This is a genomic window from Bilifractor porci (assembly GCF_009696005.1).
Classification (GTDB): domain Bacteria; phylum Bacillota; class Clostridia; order Lachnospirales; family Lachnospiraceae; genus Bilifractor; species Bilifractor porci.
Genome location: NZ_VUMV01000006.1, coordinates 85,233 through 108,657 on the forward strand (window position 1 = coordinate 85,233; position 23,425 = coordinate 108,657).

Annotated in this window: 17 protein-coding genes; all 17 read left to right on the forward strand. The window is 52.3% G+C overall.

Going from position 1 to position 23,425, the window contains the following annotated elements:
• Positions 1-22: 22 nt before the first annotated feature.
• The gene (locus FYJ60_RS09095) at positions 23-943 is read left to right on the forward strand and encodes a glycosyltransferase family 2 protein (protein ID WP_154458367.1); all 921 of its coding nucleotides are present in this window, start codon (positions 23-25) and stop codon (positions 941-943) included.
• Between the two features lie 201 nt (positions 944-1,144).
• Positions 1,145-3,010, forward strand: a complete 1,866-nt coding sequence (locus tag FYJ60_RS09100; RefSeq protein WP_205839044.1) for a C39 family peptidase — start codon at positions 1,145-1,147, stop codon at positions 3,008-3,010.
• Positions 3,011-3,157: 147 nt separating this feature from the next.
• Positions 3,158-4,243 carry a DUF6077 domain-containing protein gene (locus FYJ60_RS09105; RefSeq protein ID WP_154458369.1) on the forward strand — a complete coding sequence of 362 codons (1,086 nt, stop codon included), beginning with the start codon at positions 3,158-3,160 and terminating at the stop codon, positions 4,241-4,243.
• The gene (locus tag FYJ60_RS09110; protein WP_154458370.1) at positions 4,244-5,017 is read left to right on the forward strand and encodes a hypothetical protein; all 774 of its coding nucleotides are present in this window, start codon (positions 4,244-4,246) and stop codon (positions 5,015-5,017) included. It begins immediately after the preceding gene.
• A complete protein-coding gene (locus FYJ60_RS09115) occupies positions 5,014-7,080 on the forward strand; it encodes a sugar transferase (RefSeq protein ID WP_154458371.1) in 2,067 nt (688 codons plus the stop codon). Before FYJ60_RS09110 ends, FYJ60_RS09115 begins: the two co-directional genes overlap by 4 nt.
• 7 nt (positions 7,081-7,087) lie before the next feature.
• Positions 7,088-8,329, forward strand: a complete 1,242-nt coding sequence (locus FYJ60_RS09120) for a hypothetical protein (RefSeq protein WP_154458372.1) — start codon at positions 7,088-7,090, stop codon at positions 8,327-8,329.
• On the forward strand, positions 8,326-9,729 hold the full coding sequence (locus FYJ60_RS09125) for a hypothetical protein (protein ID WP_154458373.1): 1,404 nt from the start codon (positions 8,326-8,328) through the stop codon (positions 9,727-9,729). The genes FYJ60_RS09120 and FYJ60_RS09125 overlap by 4 nt, the downstream gene beginning before the upstream one ends.
• Positions 9,730-9,739: 10 nt before the next feature.
• A complete protein-coding gene (locus tag FYJ60_RS09130; protein WP_154458374.1) occupies positions 9,740-10,237 on the forward strand; it encodes a hypothetical protein in 498 nt (165 codons plus the stop codon).
• Entirely contained in the window at positions 10,234-11,583 is a 1,350-nt protein-coding gene (locus FYJ60_RS09135; protein WP_154458375.1) for a hypothetical protein, read from the forward strand. Before FYJ60_RS09130 ends, FYJ60_RS09135 begins: the two co-directional genes overlap by 4 nt.
• Before the next feature lie 26 nt (positions 11,584-11,609).
• The gene (locus FYJ60_RS09140; protein WP_154458376.1) at positions 11,610-12,401 is read left to right on the forward strand and encodes a glycosyltransferase family 2 protein; all 792 of its coding nucleotides are present in this window, start codon (positions 11,610-11,612) and stop codon (positions 12,399-12,401) included.
• Between the two features lie 545 nt (positions 12,402-12,946).
• On the forward strand, positions 12,947-13,525 hold the full coding sequence (rfbC, locus tag FYJ60_RS09145; RefSeq protein WP_154458377.1) for a dTDP-4-dehydrorhamnose 3,5-epimerase: 579 nt from the start codon (positions 12,947-12,949) through the stop codon (positions 13,523-13,525).
• 44 nt (positions 13,526-13,569) lie between these two features.
• Entirely contained in the window at positions 13,570-14,382 is an 813-nt protein-coding gene (locus FYJ60_RS09150) for an ABC transporter permease (RefSeq protein WP_154458378.1), read from the forward strand.
• A 15-nt stretch (positions 14,383-14,397) separates the two neighbouring features.
• Entirely contained in the window at positions 14,398-15,111 is a 714-nt protein-coding gene (locus tag FYJ60_RS09155; protein WP_154458379.1) for a glycosyltransferase family 2 protein, read from the forward strand.
• Positions 15,112-15,123: 12 nt separating this feature from the next.
• The gene (locus tag FYJ60_RS09160) at positions 15,124-16,404 is read left to right on the forward strand and encodes an ABC transporter ATP-binding protein (RefSeq protein WP_154458380.1); all 1,281 of its coding nucleotides are present in this window, start codon (positions 15,124-15,126) and stop codon (positions 16,402-16,404) included.
• 56 nt (positions 16,405-16,460) lie between these two features.
• A complete protein-coding gene (locus FYJ60_RS09165; RefSeq protein WP_154458381.1) occupies positions 16,461-18,620 on the forward strand; it encodes a class I SAM-dependent methyltransferase in 2,160 nt (719 codons plus the stop codon).
• A 9-nt stretch (positions 18,621-18,629) separates the two neighbouring features.
• Positions 18,630-20,831 (forward strand): glycosyltransferase family 2 protein, encoded by a 2,202-nt coding sequence (locus FYJ60_RS09170; protein WP_154458382.1) that lies wholly within the window; start codon positions 18,630-18,632, stop codon positions 20,829-20,831.
• Positions 20,832-20,887: 56 nt separating this feature from the next.
• Entirely contained in the window at positions 20,888-23,413 is a 2,526-nt protein-coding gene (locus tag FYJ60_RS09175) for a glycosyltransferase family 2 protein (protein ID WP_154458383.1), read from the forward strand.
• Positions 23,414-23,425 lie beyond the last annotated feature (12 nt).

A 23,425-nucleotide genomic window follows, 5' to 3' on the forward strand; every position in this document is an offset into this window, starting at 1 on the left:
AACAGGCGGAGGTGTTTTGCGCATGGTCCAAATCCTTCTTGCTTCGTATAACGGAGAAAAATATATCAGGGAACAGCTGGATTCCCTGCTGGGGCAGAATTACCCCGGTATCCAGATCCTGGTCAGGGACGACTCCTCTACAGACCGAACGCCGGAGATTCTGGAGGAATATCAGGAGGCAAATCCGGGGAGGATCACGTTAATCCGGGATGCCCTTCCCGGGGGCAGCGCGGCCGCCAATTTCTTCGCTCTTCTGAGCCACGCTTCAGCGGATTACATCATGTTCTGCGATCAGGACGACGTCTGGTTTCCGCAGAAGGTGGGCCGGACGCTGGAGGTCATGCGGAACGAGGAAAAAACTTCCCGTCCGAAGGAACCGATCCTGGTATTCTCGGAGTATGTTGTGGCGGATGCAGAGCTGCGGCCCATGAACATCCGGGAAAACCAGCTTCAGATCGCGAAATTTTATGTCACTCTCCCGCGGCTGCTGGTTCAGAATTATGTGACAGGCTGTACCTGTATGCTGAACCGAGAGGCGTATAGCCATCTGGGAACCGCGGAGCCGGGAATCCCCATGCACGACTGGTGGGCGGCACTGTACGCAAGCGCCTTCGGGCACATTGTCCATCTGCCGGAAAAACTGATGCTGTACCGACAGCACGGAGACAACCAGGTAGCGGCCAAGAATGTCAAATCCTTCCGCTATCGCCTGGACCGGCTGAAGGATCCCCAGACCAGGACATCGATGCAGAGAAACTACCGTCAGGCTGAGATCTTCCGGCAGAGGTACGGCGGTTCGATGCCGGAGTCAAAAAGGAAGGTTCTGGACGGCTTTCTGGAACTGCGGGATCTTCCGAAGCCTGAGAGAGTACGGAAACTCATACAGGGCGGCTATCTGAAGGGGGACTTTGTCCGGGCAGCGGCGGAAATTCTGTTCCTCTGACCGGATAAACAATGCTATAATGCTAACGATACCAGGGTCAAAAGTCCGACGATGGGCATAATTATACAGGGGCGGCAAAAGGTACTTTTAACAACTGTATCAATAAAGAATGTGTGAAACAGTAAATGCTCCATGAAGCGGCCGGTTTCCGCGCGGGGCGCCGCAGACAGGAGGAAGAACAGCAGGGGGCAGAGAAGCAAAATGAGAGGGAAACTGGTAAAAAGAGTATTGGCAGCGGCAATGGCGGCCGTCTTTTTGACGGCGGCGGCACCGGTCTACGCGGAGGACAGCACCGGGACATCCGGGACGGGAACGACGCAGTCTGTGCAGGAAACCACCGGCACAGCGGACAGCACAGGCGCAGCGTCCGGCACAGCGGACAGTAAAGATACACAGTCCGGTGGCGCGGACAGCGGCAGTTCCGGGACGGACAGCGGTTCTGGGTCGGTGACACCCGACTCGGCGGAGCCTTCTGTCGTTTCACAGTCAGACGCTGCGGGCTCAGACAATTCGGTACAGGGCAGCAGTTCCGAGCAGGAGCAGACCCTGGAAGTTTCTGCGGCATCGGCGCCGGAACAGGAAAAAGAGCTTTCGCACATGGATGTTCTCTATTCCGCCCATGTGCAGAATATCGGCTGGATGGGAGAAGTTTCTAACGGCGCGGAAGGTGGGACGGACGGCAGAAGTCTTCGTATGGAAGCGCTGAAAATCCGTCTCTCCGGGCAGGCGGATCTCCACGTCAATTACCAGGTCCATGTACAGAACATCGGCTGGATGGGAGAGGTATCGGACGGAACCGTGGCCGGAACGGAGGGCAGAAGCCTCCGTATGGAGGCGCTGAAGCTGCGCCTGACCGGAAACGACGCGGACAAATATACCATCTACTATCGTGTGCATGCGCAGAACATCGGCTGGATGGGCTGGGCAAAGAACGGAGAGACGGCTGGAACAACCGGACAGTCCCTGCGGCTGGAGGCTATTCAGATCCGTATCCTTCCGAACACGGAAGCTGCCCCGGCCAATGACGGCTCGACTTCGGTTCCTGCCTATGACGCGTCTGTGTCCATACAGGCGCATGTCCAGAATATCGGCTGGATGGGCTGGGCGTCAGGAACAGCCGGAACAACCGGCAGGAGCCTCCGGATGGAAGCGGTCCGCATCGGACTGAACGGGGGAAGCATCTACGGAGGAATCGAGTACCGCACTCACATCCAGAACATCGGCTGGGAGAGCGGCTGGGCCGCGAACGGTTCCACAAGCGGGACAGAGGGAAGGAGCCTGCGGCTGGAGGCCGTCCAGCTCCGTCTGACCGGCGATATCGCGAATTATTATGATATCTATTACCGCGCCCACATCCAGAATTACGGCTGGCTGGGATGGACATGCAATGGCCAGTCCGCCGGTTCTTCCGGCTGTTCCTACCGGATGGAGGCGCTGCAGATTCAGCTTCGGATCAAGGGAAGCGGCGCGCCCGGAAGCACAGCCAACGCGTTTGTAAAGGATCAGATTCGTCTGAACGTTCCCTGTGTCATGCAGTTCCCGGAGCTTCCGACCGGCTGTGAGTCGGTCGCCCTGACCAATCTGCTGCTTTATAACGGATTCAGTCTGGGAAAGACAACTATCGCGGATAACTACCTGCCGTATGGATCGAATTACGCGGTTTCCTTTGTCGGAAATCCGCACTCTGTGAACGGGGCCGGCGTTTACCCGCCGGGAATCGTCATCGCGGCAAACCGCTATCTGGCGGCAAAGGGAAGCAGTCTGCGCGCCTATGACATCACAGGTTCGTCCATGGAACAGCTGTATTCTTATCTGGATCAGGGATACCCGGTTCTGGTCTGGTCCACAACAGGAATGGCTTCCCCGCATGTGACCGGCTATCAGAGCTACGGGGGAAGAAATTATCCGTGGTTTTCACAGGAACACTGCGTGGTACTGAAGGGCTATAACAGACGGACCAATACCGTTTATGTCAGTGATTCCATTTCCGGTGATATCGGCAGAAATGCCTCCCGGTTTACCGACCTTTACAATCAGATCGGAAGGTTTGCGGTAATCATCCGGTAAGAGACAGTTTTCAGCCGGCGGGATTGGTATCCGTGTCTGAAAGCCTGAAAGCGAGAATATCCGGCGGCAGAACTGCGGATGCAGGCGGTCCGTCGGGCAGAGGCACGACACAGAGAAATACAAAGATAAGGGAGCAGGAATATGTGGATGGTACTTCAACTGGCAGTCCTGGCAGTTCTTCTGATTCCGGTCCCCTGGATGATCGGGAGGCTGGTCATTTCACGGGCCGGCTTTACGGAAATGTCGCTGCTGACCGGCAGTCTGGCAATGATACTGGCCGGCAATCTGGTGATGTGGGCGTGTTTTCAGGCAATTACACTTCCTTTTGTTCTGACGGAGAGCAGTTTTCTGCTCCCCGTCACGTTATGGTGTGTTCTGATCGCTCTTATTCTTGTTCTGTCATTTCTGGCATACCGCTCGGATGTCAGGCACTCCCGCCCTGGCGTTTTGTCCCGTGTCAGACAGAAGTTTTCTCGTACCGATCTTCTTTTCCTGTTCCTTTCTATACTGCTGGTCGGATATCAGTGCTATAAATTTGCCCTCCGCATGCATCTGGATGAAGATGACGCACGTTTTGTGGCACTGGCCGTAGACGCGTGGAAGAACAACCGGATGTTCGTCGTACATCCCGGAAACGGGGACTATATCGGCCTGTATGTGGCAGACGATTTTGCCAAGGACGTTTCTTCTCCCTGGCCGCTGTTTCTGGCGCTTTTTCCGAAGCTGACCGGGATTCATCCGGCTGTCTTCGCGCACACGATCTATCCCGTGTATCTGCTTCTGCTGTCCTATGCGGCTTATCTGCTGATGGGATATTTTCTCTTTCAGAAGAACCGGACAAAAACACTTGCGTTTCTGGCGGCAGTGGCCCTCATGCAGCTCTTCTTCGGCGGCGGCAGCCATTCCGAGGCAGCCTTCGCCCTCATCCGGATCTGGCAGGGAAAGGCGCTTCTGGCGGCTCTCGGGATCCCCTCGTTTTTCACTTTTTATATCAAACTGATGCAGGACAGGGACAGGCGGCTGTTTTTCCCGCTGTTTCTTCTGAATATGAGCTGCTGTCTTTTCTCCAGTATCGGCATCATTTTCAGCGGAACGCTGTTTCTTGTTTTTCTGGTCTGGTATGTCATCGGGTGCAGAAGGTGGAGAGATTTTCCGGCTGCCGCTGTTTCCTGTATACCCTCCTTGGTGTATGTAATCGTCTTTATCGCGTTAAAGCAGAGGTGGTGGATATAAATGGCTGCAGCATGGGAAGAAATGACAGCGGCGGTAAAGATGGCGTTCGAGGGAAACTGGTATCTGCTTTTTTTCTTCGTCTGCCTGGTTTACCTGCTGGCTGCGGAAAAAAAGTGGAGAAATTTTACGATTCCGGTTCTGATCCTTTCGGCATTGATCCTGAATCCCTTTCTGTACCGGAAGCTCTGGGTTCCGGTCCTGACGTATGCCTACTGGCGGACATTCTGGATGATTCCCATTGTGCCGATCATGGCGGCAGCGGCGGTGAGCATTGCTGGAAAGTGCAGAAAAAAGTCGCTGAAGGGAGCAGTCTGCATCTGCACGGCGGCCGTCTGCCTGCTTGGCGGCCACAGGGTATATGATTCGGACACCAACCGCTTTTTTCCTATCACAAACGCCTATAAGCTTCCGCAGGGGGTGATTGATGTCTCGGATTACCTGCTGATGCAGGAGGCTCATCCGCGGGCACTGGTAGATTCCCGGCTGATGTGTTATATTCATCAGTACACGATGGATATTGATCTGATGTACGGACGGGAGGCATACGGGCAGTATATCCTTGCCGTCGGCGTCGATCAGCAAGCCGTGTTTCAGCAGATGGAGTCAGGAAATCCGGATTTCCAGATGATTCGGCAGATGATGCTGAACTACTCCTATACGTATCTTGTCATCGACCGGGCAAAAATTCCGGAAGGTGTACAGGTTACGGACAGCGGGTTCCGGTTCCTGGCTGATGTAAATGATTACAGTGTCTTTAAGGTTGTACAGGAATGAGTACGCAGAGAAGAGCTTCTCTCTATATCATGAATATCACGGATATTCTGGCGCTGGTCGCTTCGTTTTTTCTGTCCTTCGGTATCCGTGTCATTTTCCCGGTGGAGCTGCACCGGGATGCCAGGCTCAGTGTGTATACGCCGCTGCTTCTCGGAATTCTGGTTTCTTATCTTGTCGTTGATTTTCTGGTCCTGTACCGGGAGGATTATCTGAAGCGGACAGCCGGGCAGGAATTTCTGGCGTCTCTGCGGATGGTGGCCCTGGTCATGGTGCTGGATATCATGATTCTGTTTTTCACCAAGACCAGCGAGCACTATTCCCGTATCTATATGGTCATCTACCCGATTGTCTCCCTGTTTATGGTTTTCGGCGTGCGTCAGGCCGTCAAGGGCCTCTATCTTCCGCGGTACCGGAACAGCCGGTTTGCGGAGAGAATTGTTCTCATTGCCGCGGAGCAGAACATTTCAGGTATGATTGAGAATGTGAACAGGACGGGAGACTGGAGACTTCATATTGTCGGGATTATTCTGACGGATAAAGAGAAAAAGGGAGAGTATATCCAGAATATTCCCGTGATCAGCACGCTGGAGCACGCCTTCGACGACATCCGGGTGCAGGAGGTAGACTCCGTCTATCTGATGCCGGATGAGAATATCGACGCGAAAAAGTGGGTGGAACAGTTCCAGAAAATGGGAAAAACCGTGCATCTTCACGTGGCGGAGTTTTATGTCAACAGTTCCCGGAGAGTGCAGGAGATGCTAGGCGACAGCGCTGTCGTCAGCTATCTTCCGGATTTCTCGGAAAAAGGGAGAGTATTCCTGATAAAAAGAACACTGGATGTTATTCTTTCGCTTGCCTGCATGCCTTTTTACCTGCTTGTCACAGCTCTGGTTTCACTGGGAAATCTGAAATCGCGGGGACCGGTCCTTCTGGCCAGAGTCCGTGTCGGAAAAAACGGAAGACGTTTTCACCAGTACCGGTACCGGATTCTGCGCGTGGATGCGAAAGAGAGAATTTCCAAGGGAAAATCACCGTACACCGGGATCGGCAGATTCCTGAAGGCTTCCCATTTGGACGGACTGCCGCAGGTTGTCAACATTCTGGTCGGAGACATGAGCTTTGTCGGGCCGAAGGCCCCGTCCCTGGGATATTTTATTGACCATCCGAAAATTATGCGCCGGCTCTGCATGAAGCCCGGACTGACCGGCGCGTGGTGCGTGAAGCCGGGAGAGGAATACGGGGAAGAGCGGTATCTGAATCACTGGAGTCTGGGACAGGATGCCGGCTTTTTCTTTCTGACCATCGGGCGGTATCTCACCTTCCGTTCAGGGAGAGTGTATCCGGACTACCTGACCGGAGAGGAACTGCGTAGTCTGGAGGATTATCTGGAATACCGCCAGCCCATGGAATATGACCGAAGCGCCTGGCAGCAGGAAAAAAGCGTCTCCCGCAGTATTTATCTGGGCTTCAAGAGGGGACTGGATATCGCGGGCTCGCTTCTGGGCATCATTCTGCTCTCACCCCTGCTGGCCGTGCTCTGTATTGCCGTCATGGCCGACGACGGAGGAAATCCGATTTACGGACACCACAGAATCGGGAAAAACGGAAAGAGGATTACAGTATATAAATTCCGCAGCATGAAGCGGAATGCCGGAGACCTGGAACGCATACTCAGTCCGGAGCAGATGGAACAGTACAGGAGAGAATTCAAGATCGACGATGATCCGAGGATTACCAGGGTCGGAGGCTTTATCCGGCGCACCAGCCTGGATGAACTTCCCCAGCTTTTTAATATTCTGGGCGGCAGTATGTCCATTGTCGGACCCCGTCCGGTTACAGAGAGAGAAGTCCGGATTTACGGAAAAGAGGCGGCCAAATTGTTAAGTGTGAAGCCGGGACTTACCGGATACTGGCAGGCCTACGCCCGGAACGACGCCACCTACGCAAGCGGTGAGCGTCAGAAGATGGAAATGTATTATATTGACCACCAGAGCTTTGGGCTTGATGTAAAAATCCTGTTTCATACAGTGAAATCGGTGGCAAAACAGGAAGGAGCGCAGTAAACGGAAGATGATTGCCGGAGGAAGACAGATCCGCACAGGGGATGTCCTGTACTATATCGCCCTGGGACTTTATCTGTTCCGTACGCTGATGCAGAGCAGTTTTTACGCGGCGTATATTTCTGACCGTACCAGCAATGCTTTCTGCATGGCGGCCATCCTTCTGCTTGTCCTGCACGAGCTGCTGTTTGAGAAGTATTCGGCGCGGACATGGATCTGGCTGGCTGTGTTTTCCTCTTTCTGTATGAACGCGCTGCGGGTGGACCATCTCCCTGTCGCCTGCATGTTTCTGCTGATTTTCTGCGGAAGGAACATGAGCATGGAGCAGATGGCGCGGTTTGTTCTTGCCCTGCTTGCCATTCTCCTTGCCTTTATTGTCCTGAGCGCAGAGCTGGGTCTGATCACCAATTATGTTCGTGTGGAGACGACACGGAACAACAGAGAATATCTGGGCTTTCTGTATGCGTTGTACCCGGGCGGATATCTGCTCCACATCATCTTGCTTTGCTTTTATCTGTACCGACAGAAAATTTCCGCGGCGCTTCTGGCGCTGCTGGGTGTATCGGCACTCTGGATCTACCGGAAAACGGACAGCAGGATGTCTTTTCTTCTGAGCCTCCTGGTGCTGGTTCTGGCCTTATTGCTGAAGCTGTTTCCGAAGATTCCGCAGAAGCTGGGAAAAATAAACATCCTTCATGTGCTGCTCTATCCGGCGGCGGCAGTCTTTACCATCGTGGTGACAGTTGGCTACAATCTGTCGGTCGGCTGGATGGCCAGGCTCAACACGGTTCTTGCCCAGCGGCTGGTCTATCAGCAGAAATCTTTCCGCAGATACGGAATCACCTGGTTCGGGAAGGAAATCCGGTGGGTCGGGAACGGGCTGAACGCCAACGGAGTCGCCAGTTCCCACAATGTCCTTTACGTCGATAATATGTTTCTCCAGTTTCTCCAGAAATACGGCGTGGTGATGGCATGTCTGGTCATGGCCTGCGTTGTTCTGGCGGAATGGTATTTTTACAAAACCAGGAACTATTATCTGCTCATGGTTTTTTCGCTTAACGCGCTGAACGGGCTGATCAATGACTCGGTGATGTCTCTTTCCTACAACATTTTCTGGATTGCGGCGGCCATGGCTGTTTTCGGAAACAGGAGGTTCCGCGAGGAGAAAAGAAAACCCTGCGGATTCCGGATAGAAGAAAGAGCTTTGGGAAACCTGTATGATGCGGCACGGCAGAGAGGAGAGAGGGTATGAATACAGAGACGGCAGAGAGAGAAATAAAAATGTCCACACTGATGTACCGTGTGTTCCGGAGATGGAGGGGGATCGTCGTTTTCGGTCTGCTTGCCGCGCTTGCACTGGGAGGATATCAGGGATTAAAACTCCGGAACGGACAGGAAGGACAGGAGACGTCTGCTGTTTCTTCTTCCTCTGATGACCTGTCGGAGCCGGACAGCAGTTCTTCCGGAGCAGAAACCTACAGTTCTCTTCTGAAAAAGCTGGAAAAAAGGCAGAAAAGCACGCGCGAGTATCTGGACAACAGTATCCTCGCGTCGATTGATCCGGGACACGAGGCACAGGCGAATGTCAGTATCCGCGTCCTTACAGAAGATCCGGACCAGACGGCGGCGCTGCAGAAGGCCTACGAGGGCTTTCTGACCTCCGGAATAGACTGGTCGGGACTGGCGGCGGATATGGATACGAAAGAAGAGTATCTCTCCGAACTGGTAAGCTTCGGGGATGAGTGGAAAGAAAGCCCGGAGACACCGTCGGGGCTGATTTCTCTTACGGTGAAGCATAAAAATACCGGCGACGCGGAGACGATCCTGAAGGAACTGATCCGCCAGCTGGAGAATCAGAAAACAGAGATCGCGCAGACAGCAGGGGCTCATACCGTTTCCGTCGGAACGGTGTCCACCGGTTATTTTTCCGACCCGCAGCTGGAGATCTGGCTGAGTGAGCAGCTGAAGGGCTATGCGGAAATCGCAACGGACATGGACCGGCTGGAGGCGGAAAAGGATACGGCGAAGGATACGTTCTCCGGGGAAACAGGAGCGGCGGCATCGGCGGCGGCTGTTGTAAAATACGCCCTGGCAGGCTTTGTCCTGGGCATTGCGGCGGGGATCCTGCTGTGCATGATCGGACTGGTCTGCAGGAGAAGAATTCTTTCCGCGCGGGAATGGAACAGTACCTTCGGGCTCAGAAGCCTGGCGGTTATTCCCGATAAAAAAAGACGCAGAGGACCCCTTGACCGTCTGGTGGAGAAGCTGGACGGAGATAAAAAAAATCAGGCGGAGGAAGAAACCAGATACCGGCTTGCGGTTGAAAATATCTCCAGATGCAGCCGGATGCTGCGGACAGAACCGGAGGGGCAGATCAGGACCATTCTTCTTACCGGGGATATTTCTACGGAAGAACTGCAGGAGACCGCGGAAAAGCTGGCGCGGGCGGAAAAACAGGGACAGAAGGAGGGACGGACCTGGCTCTGCGGACAGAACCTGGCGTCCGACCCCGATACCATGGCAAAGGCAGACCGATCCGACGCGGTTATCCTGGTGGAAAAAACGGAGCATTCCAGATATTCCGCCGTACAGGAAGAAGTAGAACAGCTGCTTACCTGGAAGATTCCCATCCTCGGAACGATTACTCTGTAATATGCGGAAAATGACAGAAAGAAAGAGAAGAAAAATTACAGGAATTCTGCTTCTGGCTGTGCTGCTTACCGCAGTCCTGGCCGCCGCGGCTGTCTGCGCGGATCATCACAGGCATTTTGACCATGCGGTCAGTATACAGAGCGTTCCGGCGGATTCTCTGGCAAGGCTGGATTCTCTTGCCTGGGAGGTGGAAACGGCAACTGTCGGAGAATACATTGATATGACCGGATGGGCGCTTCCGCTGGGACGGAAGCTGGACGATGATCTCCAGGTAGGGCTCTACCGGGAAGATACGGGAACCTTTATCGGGATGACTACTTTTTTTCAGCAGAGAAAGGATATCAACAGCCGGTACGGCACCGGCAGATACAGTTATCTTTACTGCGGATTTCAGTCCAGAATCCGGGCGGATCAGGTGGACCGGGGCGTTTATTCTGTCATGCTGATTTTCGGAAAAAACAAATTTTATGATACCGGGTATCAGATAACGGTGGGAGGGCAGAATTGATCAGAGTTCAGAAATGGATCCGGGACAACTGCTTTTCTATTTTTCTGTTCCTGGCGGTGCTGATTCTGGAATTCCGGTTTTATTACCGCACCAGCGATGACAAACAGCTTTATACGGATTTCCTGAATGCCTGGGGCTCGCAGACATTCCGGAATGTCTGCAGCCAGGTGGCCGCAAAGGTAAGCGGGGACGTGCTGAAATGGTCCTCCCGGGTGATTATCAATCTCTTTGCTAACTTTTTGGTGCTTCTTTTCCCTGTCTGGGCTGTCTGTAATGCACTGGTCACCGTTTTGTTTCATGCGCGGATATGCAGAATTTTTCGGGCAGGGGATACCCGCGGAAGGGCGCTGGTGCTCGGGCTGATGCTGCTGATGCCGATTGAAATCTACCGATCCTGCGGCTGGATCGTGGGAACGGTATCGTATTACTGGCCCGTTGTTTTCCTGATCACCGCCTTTTCCATCCTTCTGGGAAAATCCTGGCAGCATTCCGGGAAAGCCGCGGCAGTCATGCTGGCCTGCCTGATTTACGCCTGCAACGAGGAAATCATCTGTGTGGCTGTTTTTCTCTGCCTGTGGATCTGGCTGGTCTTGCACCCGGAGGACAAAAAAATTGTCCTGGTTCTTCAGGCAGTCTGCGTGGCGGAGCTTCTGTGGATTCTGTTCTGTCCGGGCAACCGGATCCGTTATTCCAGAGAACCCGACCGTTGGTTTCCCAGATTTGAAACCCTTTCGGTGCTCCACAGAATGGAGATGGGTTTTACCTCCACCATGAACCGTTTCTGGCTGCGAACCTGCCCGGTTTCCGCCGCGTTAGGCGTTGTTCTTCTGGCACTGGCCTTTGTCAGAAAAAGATCCGGCCGGATGAAATTCCTGGCAGGAGTTCCTCTTGCTGCCGCGCTGGCAGGGTGGGCGATCAAAGAGAACGCAGGCCGCAGCAGAATCTGCAGCGCGATTTATTATTCGGAAGGACAGTACGGCTCCCTGGGGCTGTTTAACTACACAGATCCTCTCCGGTATCTTCCGCTGATCTTTTACATCTGTATCGGCGGCATCATCCTTGTATTGCTCATGGATCTGGAAAATTACAGCCGGGCTTCCATTGCTGTCAGCCTGACGCTGCTGGCCGTCACTGCTTCACGCTGTATCATGGGATTTACGCCGACAATCTGGGTGTCTGCCAGAAGAACCTATTCACTGATGTACTGGGTTCTGATCCTGATCATCGGTTACGAATATCAGCAGATCAGCCGGTTGGATCCGGAGCGGAAAATCGCGCCTTTGTGCCTGGCGGGAACAGGTCTGTGTTCCGCGTTTGCCGTCATGGATCTGATGGCGCTGCTGTAATATAGAAAGAAACATAGGAAAAATCAATGAACTTTTCTCATACCTTTGTGATCTGCGCCTTCGGAGAATCCGAATATCTTGAGGACTGTATCCGGTCGCTGAAAGAGCAGACCGTACCGGCCGGAATCCTTATGACCGCCCCGGCGCCCAACCGCCTGATCACATCCCTGGCGGAAAAATACAGAATACCGCTGAAGATACGGTACGGGCAGAATAATTTTCGGGATGATTGGAATTTTGCCTATCAGGAGGCAGAAACAGACTGGGTAACATTGGCGCATCAGGATGACATCTATGACCGCTTCTATGCGGAGACACTGCAGAAAAGAGCAGAACAGGAGAGGGGAAAAACAGTTCTGGCCTTTACCACGGATTATATTCCGATCCGTTCGGGAGAAATCGGACCCAGAGATAAAAATTCCAGAATCCGCCGTTTTCTGCGCAGCCCTCTGAAAATCGGGCCGATGGCGGAGAGCCGGTTCTGGAAAAAGGCAGTTCTTTCCCTGGGAAACAGTATCTGCTGTCCGACTGTTTCCTACCACAAGGCAGTGCTGGGCGATGAACTGTTTACAACAGATCTGAAATTTAACATTGACTGGGATACATTTCTGAAACTGGCGGAAAAACCGGGGAAAATACTCTATGAGGACAGCCCCCTTGTCTATTACAGGGTCTATCCCGGCGCGGCCAGCATGCAGTATATCGCCTCCCACAGACGCGAGGAGGAAGACATCCGGATGTTCCGGAAATTCTGGCCGGAATGGGTCGTTCGGCTCATCATGCCGCTGTATAAAAAGGCATACGATACCTACCGGTAAAGAAAAAATACATGCCCGGACTTAGAAGAAAAAGCCATGCCCGCGCCTTCCTTGCAGAAACAGCCAGTATCTATTATAATTAGTGCATAAGTCAGTCGCAAAGCATGACCGGACGCATGCTTGCATGCAGGTCCGGTCATGCTTTAGCGACGACAACAGGGATGAGCGTGGAGCCGTGCGAAGCACGGCGAGAACGCGAATTCCTGTTAGCGATGCGAGAGTTGCTGAAAGCAACGGAGCAGCGCGTGGACTTATGCACGAACCGTAGAAAGCAGCAAAGGCGCATGCTTGCATGCAGGTCCGGTCATGCTTTAGCGACGACAACAGGAATGAGCGTGGAGCCGTGCGAAGCACGGCGAGAATGCGAATTCCTGTTAGCGATGCGAGAGTTGCTGAAAGCAACGAAGCAGCGCGTGGACTTATGCACGAAAAACAATGTGATTTGCGGGCCGCTTGCGGACCAGAAAGCTTTCGCTCCAGAAACGACAACAGGGATGAGCGTGGAGCCGTGCGAAGCACGGCAAGAACGCGAAAGGAAGAATACAATGGGAAAAATTACAGTTACAAAGGATTGCGGCGGAATTCAGGGACTCTATGTGGTGGAACCGACAGTGTTCGGCGACCGCAGGGGATATTTTATGGAAACCTACAACTATAATGATTTCGCGGAAGCAGGCATCGGCTGCCAGTTTGTGCAGGACAATCAGAGCGCTTCCAGAAAGGGAGTGCTGCGGGGACTGCATTTTCAGATCAACCATCCGCAGGACAAGCTGGTCCGGGTGATCCGGGGCGAGGTTTTCGATGTCGCTGTGGATCTGCGGGACGGAAGCGAGACCTTCGGGAAATGGTTCGGCGTCACGCTGACAGAGGAAAACAAAAAGCAGTTTTTCATCCCTAAAAATTTTGCGCACGGTTTTATTGTACTTTCCGATTACGCGGAATTCTGCTATAAGGTAACGGATTTCTATCATCCCAACGACGAGGGCGGCCTGATGTGGAACGATCCGGATCTCGGAGTGGAATGGCCCATGCCGGAAGGAATGACAGACAAGGATCTCATCCTTTCGGACAAGGACAAGGTGAACAGCTCCTACCGTGACTATCTGGCATCCCGGAACAGATAAGTTCTGACGCGAGAATACTAATTGCTGAGAGGAATGGAAGCTTCATGTGGGAAATACCACGGGAGATCCGTCAGAACCGTAAGCTGATCGGAACTCTTGCCAAAAATGATTTCAAGAAAAAATTTGCCGGTTCCTATCTGGGAATTATCTGGGCTTTCGTCCAGCCGATTGTCACGGTGTTTGTCTACTGGTTTGTATTCCAGTTCGCGCTCAACGCGGGAACCCAGTCCACCAAGCGCGGCATAGCGGTTCCCTATGTACTCTGGCTGATCGCCGGGCTGGTTCCCTGGTTCTACTTTTCGGATGCCTTTAATTCAGGCACACATGCCCTGGTAGAGTACAATTTTCTGGTAAAAAAGGTCGTGTTCAAAATCAGCACGCTTCCGGTGGTAAAAGTGGTGTCAAGCCTTTTTGTACATGCCTTTTTTATCATCTTTATGCTGATTATGTACGCCTGTTACGGAATGTTTCCGGATCTGTACGATCTTCAGATCCTGTACTATTCCTTCTGTATGATTTTTCTTACGCTGGGGCTGGTTTACGCTACAAGCGCTGTTTCCGTCTTTTTCCGGGATCTGATGCAGATTGTCAATATCTTTCTGCAGGTTCTGATCTGGATGACCCCGATTATGTGGAACATGGATGCGGTCAGCATGCCGGGATGGGTCCGTGTCATCCTGAAGCTGAATCCCATGTTTTATATTGTGGGCGGATACCGCGACGCGCTGATCAATAAGCAGTGGTTCTGGAATCATCCGCTTCTGACCCTGTATTTCTGGGGACTGGCTATTGCTGTCTGGCTTCTGGGAACGCATATTTTCAGAAAGCTCAAGCCCCATTTTGCGGATGTCCTTTAAGAGAGAATCAGAAAAATGGATGTTTTGTATATCGTGATTCCCGCCTACAATGAGGCGGCCACCATTCGTGCGGTCATAGAGGAGTGGTATCCTGTGGTGGAGCAGCATGACGGAGACGGAAAATCCCGTCTGCTTGTCATCAATGACGGAAGCACAGACGCGACAGCGGATATCCTGGAGGACTGTCGGATCGGCCGTCCTCTTCTTCAGGTGGAAACCAAGGAGAACGGAGGCCACGGTCCCGCGGTTTTGTACGGATATCGCCTGGCGCTGAAGGGCGGGGCAGATTATATTTTTCAGACAGATTCGGACAGACAGACGGTTCCGGAAGAGTTCGGGGCGTTCTGGGAGCTGCGGAAGGAGTACGAGGGGATTTTCGGGATTCGCTTCAAACGTCAGGACGGCAGAGGCAGAATCTTTGTTTCGAGGGTGCTCCGCAGTGTTGTACGCTCTGTCTTCGGCGTCAGGGTTCCGGACGCGAACGTTCCCTTCCGCCTGATGACAAGCCGTTATGTAGCAAGATTCCTGCCTCTTATGCCGGAGGATTATGAGCTGCCGAATGTCATTCTCACCGCCCTGGGCGCGTACTACAAGGAAAAGCAGAAATTCATTCCGATTACCTTCCGAAAAAGACAGGGCGGGGTAAATTCTGTAAACTGCAGGAAAATTTTCGAGACCGGACGGAAGACGCTTGTGGATTTCCGGAAAATCCGGGCGAATCTGAAATAACAGGACAATACTATGAGTGATGAATATGCCATCCGTGTGCAGGATGTCAGCAAGATGTATAAGCTTTACAGCAAAAATTCCGACCGGGTGCGGGATGCGCTGGGGCTTACCAGAAAAAAACTGTATAAAGAGCACTATGCGCTGCACCATCTTTCCTTTGATGTGAAAAAGGGAGAGACCATGGGGATTATCGGCACGAACGGAGCCGGTAAATCGACCATTCTGAAGATTATTACCGGCGTGCTGAGTCCGACAGAGGGAAACGTACAGATTGACGGAAGAATCTCTGCCCTTCTGGAACTGGGAGCCGGTTTTGATATGGAGTACACCGGAATCGAGAATATTTATTTGAACGGAACCATGATCGGCTTTTCCAGAGAAGAAATCGACCGGAAGCTGCAGGATATTCTGGATTTTGCCGACATCGGGGATTTTGTCTATCAGCCCGTCAAGACGTATTCCAGCGGCATGTTTGTGCGGCTGGCTTTTGCTGTCGCCATCAATATTGATCCAGAGATCCTGATCGTGGACGAGGCTCTCTCGGTAGGGGATGTATTCTTTCAGAATAAATGTTATAAGAAGTTTGATGAATTCAAAAAAATGGGCAGGACGATTCTGTTTGTCAGCCATGATCTGAGCAGTATCAGCAGGTACTGCGACCGGGTAGTCCTTCTGGACCACGGCAATAAGCTGGCGGAGGGAACCCCCAACAATATGATTAACCTTTACAAAAAGGTTCTGGTTCATCAGGTAGATGATCAGGGAAGAGATGTTACATCGGTTCCCGCGGACAGGACGGGCGAGGCTGAGCCGGCTGCAACCGACTGGAAGCAGCATCTTACCAGGAACCCCCACTGCACAGAATACGGGGATAAAAAAGCGGAGATCATTGATTATGCCGTGCTGGACGAGGACGGCATTATCACCAGCTCGATCATGAAGGGGAGTCGGTTTACGATCCGGGTGAGAATAAAAATACACGAGGACGTGCATTATCTGATCTCCTCCTATACGTTTAAAACATTAAAGGGCACAGAAGTAACAGGTACCAACACGATGTTTGAAAACGCGTCTTTCGATTACAGTCCGGGAGATATCAAGACGGTTACTTTTACACAGGAAATGAACATGCAGGGGGGAGAATATCTTCTTTCTCTCGGATGCACCGGCTATAATAACAGAGAGGAATTTGAAGTCCATCACAGGCTGTATGATGTAGTAAATATCAGTGTAATCTCAAATAAGAACACCGTCGGCTTTTATGATATGAATTCTGTGGTTACGATAGACTGAACCGGACAGCGCTGTCAGGGAGAAAACGGCTGGTTTTTATAGGGGCGGGGTAAGATATGGAGCTGATTGGAAGCGTGCAGCTGAATACGGATGTATTCCGGGAAGAGCCGGTCCGGACGGACGCAGAGAGACTGCAGGATGCGGATCTGGAAGAAATACTGCGTATTGTGCAGGATGAGAGCTGGCCGGAAAGCAGGGATAAGGCGATTGCGGAGAATCCGTCCTGGTCAAAGCTTTATCATCTCTCGGATATCCGGAAAAATGTCCTGCGCCCTTTTCTGAGAAAAAAAACCGGGAAAGTTCTGGAACTTGGTTCCGGGTGCGGAGCACTTACCGGCATCCTGGCGGAGCACGCAGAAACGGCAGACTGTCTGGATGCATCGGCGAAGAGATCACTGGTGAACGCCTTCCGCCATCGGAAGTTTACAAATCTCACGGTCTATGCCGGGGAATACGCCCTGGCTGAGCCTCTTTTGGGAAAGTATTCCTTAATCGTCGTGGAAGAATCTTTCTCCTGCAGAATGACAGCGCAGATTCTGGACAGCCTTTATAGTAAGCACCTGGACCCGGACGGGGAAATCTGGATTCTTGCGGAAAACCGGCTGGGTTTCCAATATCTTGCAGGCGTGCCGGAGCAGCTGTCCGGTCAGTTCTTTTCCGGGCTGGAGGGCCAGACAGGGAATCTTCCGGAGACACGCAGTAAAAAAGAATGGGACGATATTTTGGCAAAGGGGAAAATCCCGTCTGAGAGAATCGGATATTATTACCCTTATCCGGAATGCCGTTTTACAATGGCGCTCTACAGTGACAGCAGACTGCCCGAACCGGGAGAACTTGATATCATTGACAATAACTATGACCGGAAGAGGCTTCGTATTTTCGATGACAGAAAAGTTCAGCAGACTTTTCTGGAAAACGGATTGTTTCCGCAGTTCTCCAATTCTTTTTTTATTCGGGTTTTCGGAAGCGGATCTTTTTCGGACAAAACACAGAAAACACCGGTTTATGTAAAATTTTCCAATGAACGTTCGGGCAGATTCTCGTTTTATACGGTTATTGCCGCGGATCAAAGAGTAGAGAAAGTGGCAGTTAACCGGGAAGGAATGGAACACCTGAGGCATATCCGTCAGATGCAGAAAGAACTGGAGAGACTGTACGGAGATACTCTGGAGATCAACCGCTCCTGTTTAAAAGAGGACTGCCTGGAGCTGGAATATGTACAGGGCGAGACTTTCCAGACGAAGGCGGAGAGATGCTTTCGTAATAAGGGGAAAGAAGCTGCCCTGCAAGAGATACAGAATTATCTGGAGCTGGTTATCCCTGCAGAACCCAGAATTCCTTTTTTTAGAGAAAATCCGCAGTTTGCCGCTGTATTTGGTGCATCTGCGGCGGCGGCTTTTCCGTCGGGTACGGAGTCTCTTCCGGTATCGGATATTGATCTGATTATGGCAAATTTAATCTGCGACAGCGGCAGAAAAATTCTCCTGGATTATGAATGGACCTTTGATTTTCCCATTCCCGTGGAGTTCCTGAAATACCGCGTTCTTCATTATTTCCTTTCCGGTCCGGGAAAATCAGAATGGGAAACAGAGGATTTGATTGCACATTTCGGATTAAAGGAAACGCTTCTCCCGGTCTTTCAGGAGATGGAACGGAATTTCCAGAAGTATGTATCCGGCGCTCATGTGGCGGTGCGGGAGCTTTATACAAAGATAACGCCGGGTGTCCTGCCGGTCAGGACATTGGTTGATCAGAGACTGGAGAAACAGGCACGGAACGGTCTGCGGCTTTACTATGCGGGATCAGAGGAATTTTCAGAACAAAATTCAGAACTGTTTCCTGTACAGGGAGGAGAACTGTCTCTGCGGAAATATCTGGAGCAGGATGTATCCAGACTGCGTATCGATCCGGGGGAGGAAAGCTGCCTGTGCTTCCTTAGAAAACTGGAAGTAAACGGAGAGCCTGTAAAAAGAATGTCCTGCAGCGGAAAAAAGGTGTCCGGGGGCGTATGGGTTTTCTCCCATCCGGATCCATGGTTTTGTCTGGAAGGGCTGACGCCGGGGTCTGTACTGGAGCTGGAAATGAAGATTGCTCCGGTAAGTGAGGAAATCTTGTGCGCTATGGAAGGCGTATTCCGTCCGGAAAATCCGGAAACCGGGCGACGCGAAAGCCTCAGGGAGAAGGCAGGAAAAATCTGGAAGCATAGGAAAAACTGAGGAAATATCATGGCAGAGCAAAAGCCTGAAAAAATAAAATATATTATCGATGTGATCCGCTGTGAAGATCATATGATAGAGGTGAACGGCTGGGGATACGCGCTGTATTCCGGCACGGAAAACGGTCAGCCGGATATCCGGCCTCTTTACTGGACGGTTTCGGACGGAAAAGGCCGGACAATAGAGGTGACCGCATCCAGAAAATACCGGGCAGATGCCCTCCGCACGATTACGGATCAGCCTTGTGATACAGAGGTGGGGTTTCAGATTATCTGGAAAAGCACGGACAGTCTTCGCTATGAGATCTGCTTTTCGGATCAGAACCGGGCAGAGAAGCAGAAATACATCCTGAACATCCGGGATCTGGAGCTGATCCAGCGGGAGGAAACCCTTCATTTTGAGGGGATTTCTGAAATGCTCCGCCACATGAACAGAACCATGCTGGGGGATGACTTTCATTTTTTGCTGCGCAGAGGTCCGCGGGAGTATTATCGCCTGCTTAAGAAGCGCTGCGCCAGAAAAACTGCGCCGGAATACAAGAAATGGCGAAAACGGCACAGCCCTTCTGCTGTGGAGTTGGAGAGGCAGCGGAACAATGACTTTCTGTTTCGCCCGAAGATCAGCATTGTGGTTCCGGTTTACCGGACACCCAAAAAGTATCTGAATGAGCTGATCGCATCGGTGCGCAGACAGACCTACGCCGAGTGGCAGTTGTGCCTGGCGGACGGCAGTGGTCCGGAGGACGGCGGAAAGACCGCGGCTCTCCTGAAAAAATGGGAGAAAAAGGATGCGCGCATCCGGGTGAAAATTCTCCCGGAGAATCTGGGAATTGCCGGGAATACCAATGAGGCGATGGCAATGGCGGACGGTGATTATGTGGCGCTGGCAGACCATGACGACCTGCTTTCCCCGGATGCCCTTTACGAGATTGCGGCAGCACTGCAGACAGACGCGCCGGAGATTCTGTACTCCGACGAAGATAAGGTCAGTATGGACTCAAAAATATACTTTGAGCCGAATTTCAAACCGGACTTCAGTATGGACTATCTCTGCAGCGTGAATTATATCTGTCATCTTTTTGTGTTCCGGAGGGATTTCTTTGACAGGTTTGGAGGCTTCCGGACAGAGTACGACGGTGCGCAGGATCACGACCTGATCCTCCGGTATACCGAGCAGGCGGAACGCATCAGGCACATTCCGAAAATCCTGTATCACTGGCGCAGCCACCTGAAGTCCACGGCGGAAAACCCGGAGAGTAAGCTTTATGCGTTTGATAACGGGGCAAAAGCGGTGGAAGCGCACTGGAAACGCGCCGGAATCCCGGCGACGGTTACAAGAACGGAATTTTACGGGATCTACCGCACGGCCTATCATTGGGACAGACAGCCCCGAGTTTCCATCCTTGTTCCCAATAAGGATCATGCGGAGGATCTGAAGCGGTGCATCGATTCCGTGGAGCAGAAATCGACATATCGGAATTTTGAGTGGATCGTTATAGAAAATAACAGCACGGAGCCGGAAACATTTTCCCTTTACAAAGAGCTGGAAAAAAGAGAGAATGTCCGGATCGTTACCTATCAGGGCGGCTTTAATTATTCCAGAATTAATAACTTCGGCGTATCCTACGCCGACGGGGGGTATCTGCTGTTTCTGAACAATGACACGGAGCTGATCAGTCCGGATTCTCTGTCAGAGATGGTGAGTGTTTGTATGCGTCCGGAGGTTGGCGCGGTCGGGGCAAAGCTGCTCTATCCGGATTCTTCTATTCAGCACGCGGGGGTGATCGTCGGGTTCGGGGGAATCGCGGGCCACGCTTTTGCCGGACAGCCGGGAGAATTTCCGGGATACTGCGGGAGAATCGCCTCGGTTCAGGACTACAGCGCCGTAACGGCTGCCTGCATGATGACATCCAGAGAGGAGTTTCTGTCCGTGGGAGGCTTTACAGAACAATTAGAAGTGGCCTTTAATGATATAGATTTCTGTCTGAAACTTAGAGAAAAGAAAAAACATATTATCTACGATCCATATGTGGTTTTTTATCATTACGAATCCAAATCCAGAGGCGCGGAGGATTCACCGGAAAAATTAAAACGGTTCCGTGGGGAGGTGGAGTATTTTGAGAAAAACTGGAAGGACATTTTGGAAAACGGAGATCCTTTCTATAATCCGAACCTGTCTCTTCACAGGCCGGATTTTACGCTGTCATCCTGAGGAACTTCAGTGCAGCCAAAAATGTCTGAGATCCGCGGGAAGTTGAGGAATAAAAGTTGGCAAATGTCAAATTTGAAATAGAGACAATAAGAAGAAGCATACAGAAGGAAAATGTTCTGCTGTGTTGGGGCTTTTTTTCCGGGACAGAGGCTCCGGTGGAGCAGCTCTGCGGGTGCCTGGAGGTGCTGGCGGACGGACACCTGACCGGTGCGGACATCTCGGTTCTGGACAGCCTTGCCGTGCAGCGTTACTATGCGGGAAAGGGGATTCCGGCAGAAAAAAGAGTGCTTGTGCAGGCGGAACTCCCGGAAAAATTTGCCATGGTCAATCTGGTACTCCGGATTCCGGTCGGCGACCAGCCGGATGAGATTCTTCTGAAGTCCGTCTCGGCGGAAGACTGGGGGAAAATGCCGTTCCGTCCCCTGCAGTGTGTGCTAGACAGCATGAAAGAGACGGAGACGGGTTACCGGCTGCAGGGGTGGACTGCCTGCAGGGAGCCTGTGGAGATTCATCTGAAGGACGGAAAGGGAATTACCCTGTCCTGTCTTTCGGAGCGGGTGTACCGGCCGGATGTCCTGCTCTCTTTTCCGGAACTCCCGGAAGGAGAAAGCTGCGGCTTTATCCTTCAGCTCAGTCAGAAAAACATCATTTACCCCCTGAGAATAGAAGTGCAGGGCAGGCAGGACAGCCTTGTGTACAAGATCGGCAAAAAGCAGGCGGAACATTATCTGTCAGGCATGAACGGAGGCGTTCTGGGGACAGCAGAGGATCTTCTCCACAGAGGGGTGGAAATGATCCGCAGCCAGGGAGTATCGGCATTTCTGCACAGGGCCAAGGACCAGCTGACAGGAAAAAAATCCATAACGCCTTACCAGACATGGATCGATACGTGTGAGAAAAGGCCGGAACCGGATCCGGAGGATACAAGGGCGATTATCGATATCACCGGGGAGGCGGACCACCGGTACCGCTGCTCAGTCATTCTGCATGTGGATCAGCCGGATCCGGTGTACTGGAAAAAATTAGTGAAATCTCTGGAGGCACAGACAGGCAGAAACTGGGAACTGAAATGCTCCGGGGAACCCAATCACGTTTATGCGGCGGAGGACTGGTTCCAGGATCACCTGAGCAACCGCTATCAGCTCCAGATCGGTGCCTGTACAGGGGAGATCGTTCTTCTGCTGCAGCAGAAAATGCTGCTTTCGCAGGATGCCGTCGCAGCAGTTTCCGGCGCTTTCCGGAGGGATCCGGAGCTTGGCGCCCTTTATTCCGACCATGATTCCATAGATTTCCGGACAGACCAGAGAAGCGATCCGGTATTCAAGCCGGATTTCAGCCCGGAATATCTCTGCAGCACGAATTATATCGGACAGATGCTTGCTGTCCGGAAGGACATTTATGATTCCTTCCGGAAACAGACGGATCCTCCCCGGCAGACGCCTCTGGATCAGAGCTTTGCTTCTGCTCCCGCGGATGAAGGAACACTTTACGGGCAGATTTTCTGCTACACGGAAAAAGCAGGAAAGATCGGACATCTGCCATTTATCCTGTACCATTTGGAAAAGGAGGAGCCTAAGAAAAAAAAGGAGCAGGCACAGGCGGGCAGGGAAGAACTTCGGCGCAGCGAACTGGACCGGAGAGAGATGCAGGCGGTACAGGCTCATTACCGGGCGGTCAGGCTGCCCGGCGAAGTAAAAAAGACAGAGAAGCCGGGTGTTTTTCATACCGTCTGGCATTGGGCAGGAAAACCGGTCATTTCGATCCTGGTTCCGAACAAAGATCACGCGGAGGATCTGGTCAAGTGTGTCCGCTCCATCGAAGAGAAGTCACTGTACCGTCACTTTGAAATCCTCGTCCTGGAGAATAACAGCGTGGAGGATAGAACATTCAGTACCTATGACAAGCTGGAAGAACAGTATAAAAACCTTCACGTTCTGACCTATAAGGATGTCTTTAATTTCTCCAAAATCAACAATTTCGGCGCGGAGCACGCGTCAGGGGAATATCTTCTTCTTCTGAATAATGATACAGAGATGATTTCTCCGCACGCGCTGGAGGACATGCTGGGATACTGCCGGGTTCCCGGCGTCGGCGCTGTCGGGGGAAAATTATATTACGAGGACGGCACTATCCAGCACTGCGGGGTGATTGTCGGATACGGCGGGTTTGCGGGACACTGTTTTATCGGGGAACCCGGCAGCATCGCCGGTTACGGAAACCGGGTGATTTCCGCTGTGGATTATTCCTCCGTGACGGGAGCCTGCCTGATGACTCCGGCCGCTGTCTATCGGGAGACCGGGGGCATGGATGAACAGTTCGTGGTGGCTCTGAACGATGTGGACTACTGCCTGCGCGTGCGGGAGACCGGACGCCGCGTGGTTTATGATCCGGCGGCGGAATTTATACACTATGAATCCAGATCCAGAGGACTGGATGAGGGGAATGCTGCCAGAGAGAAGAGGCTGCAGGGCGAAGTAAGCCGCTTCCGGAGCCGCTGGAAGGAGCTTCTGGATCGGGGAGATCCGTATTACAACCCGAACCTGAGCCTGATCGAACAGGATTTTTCCCTGAAGCATCTGTAAACATTCATAGAA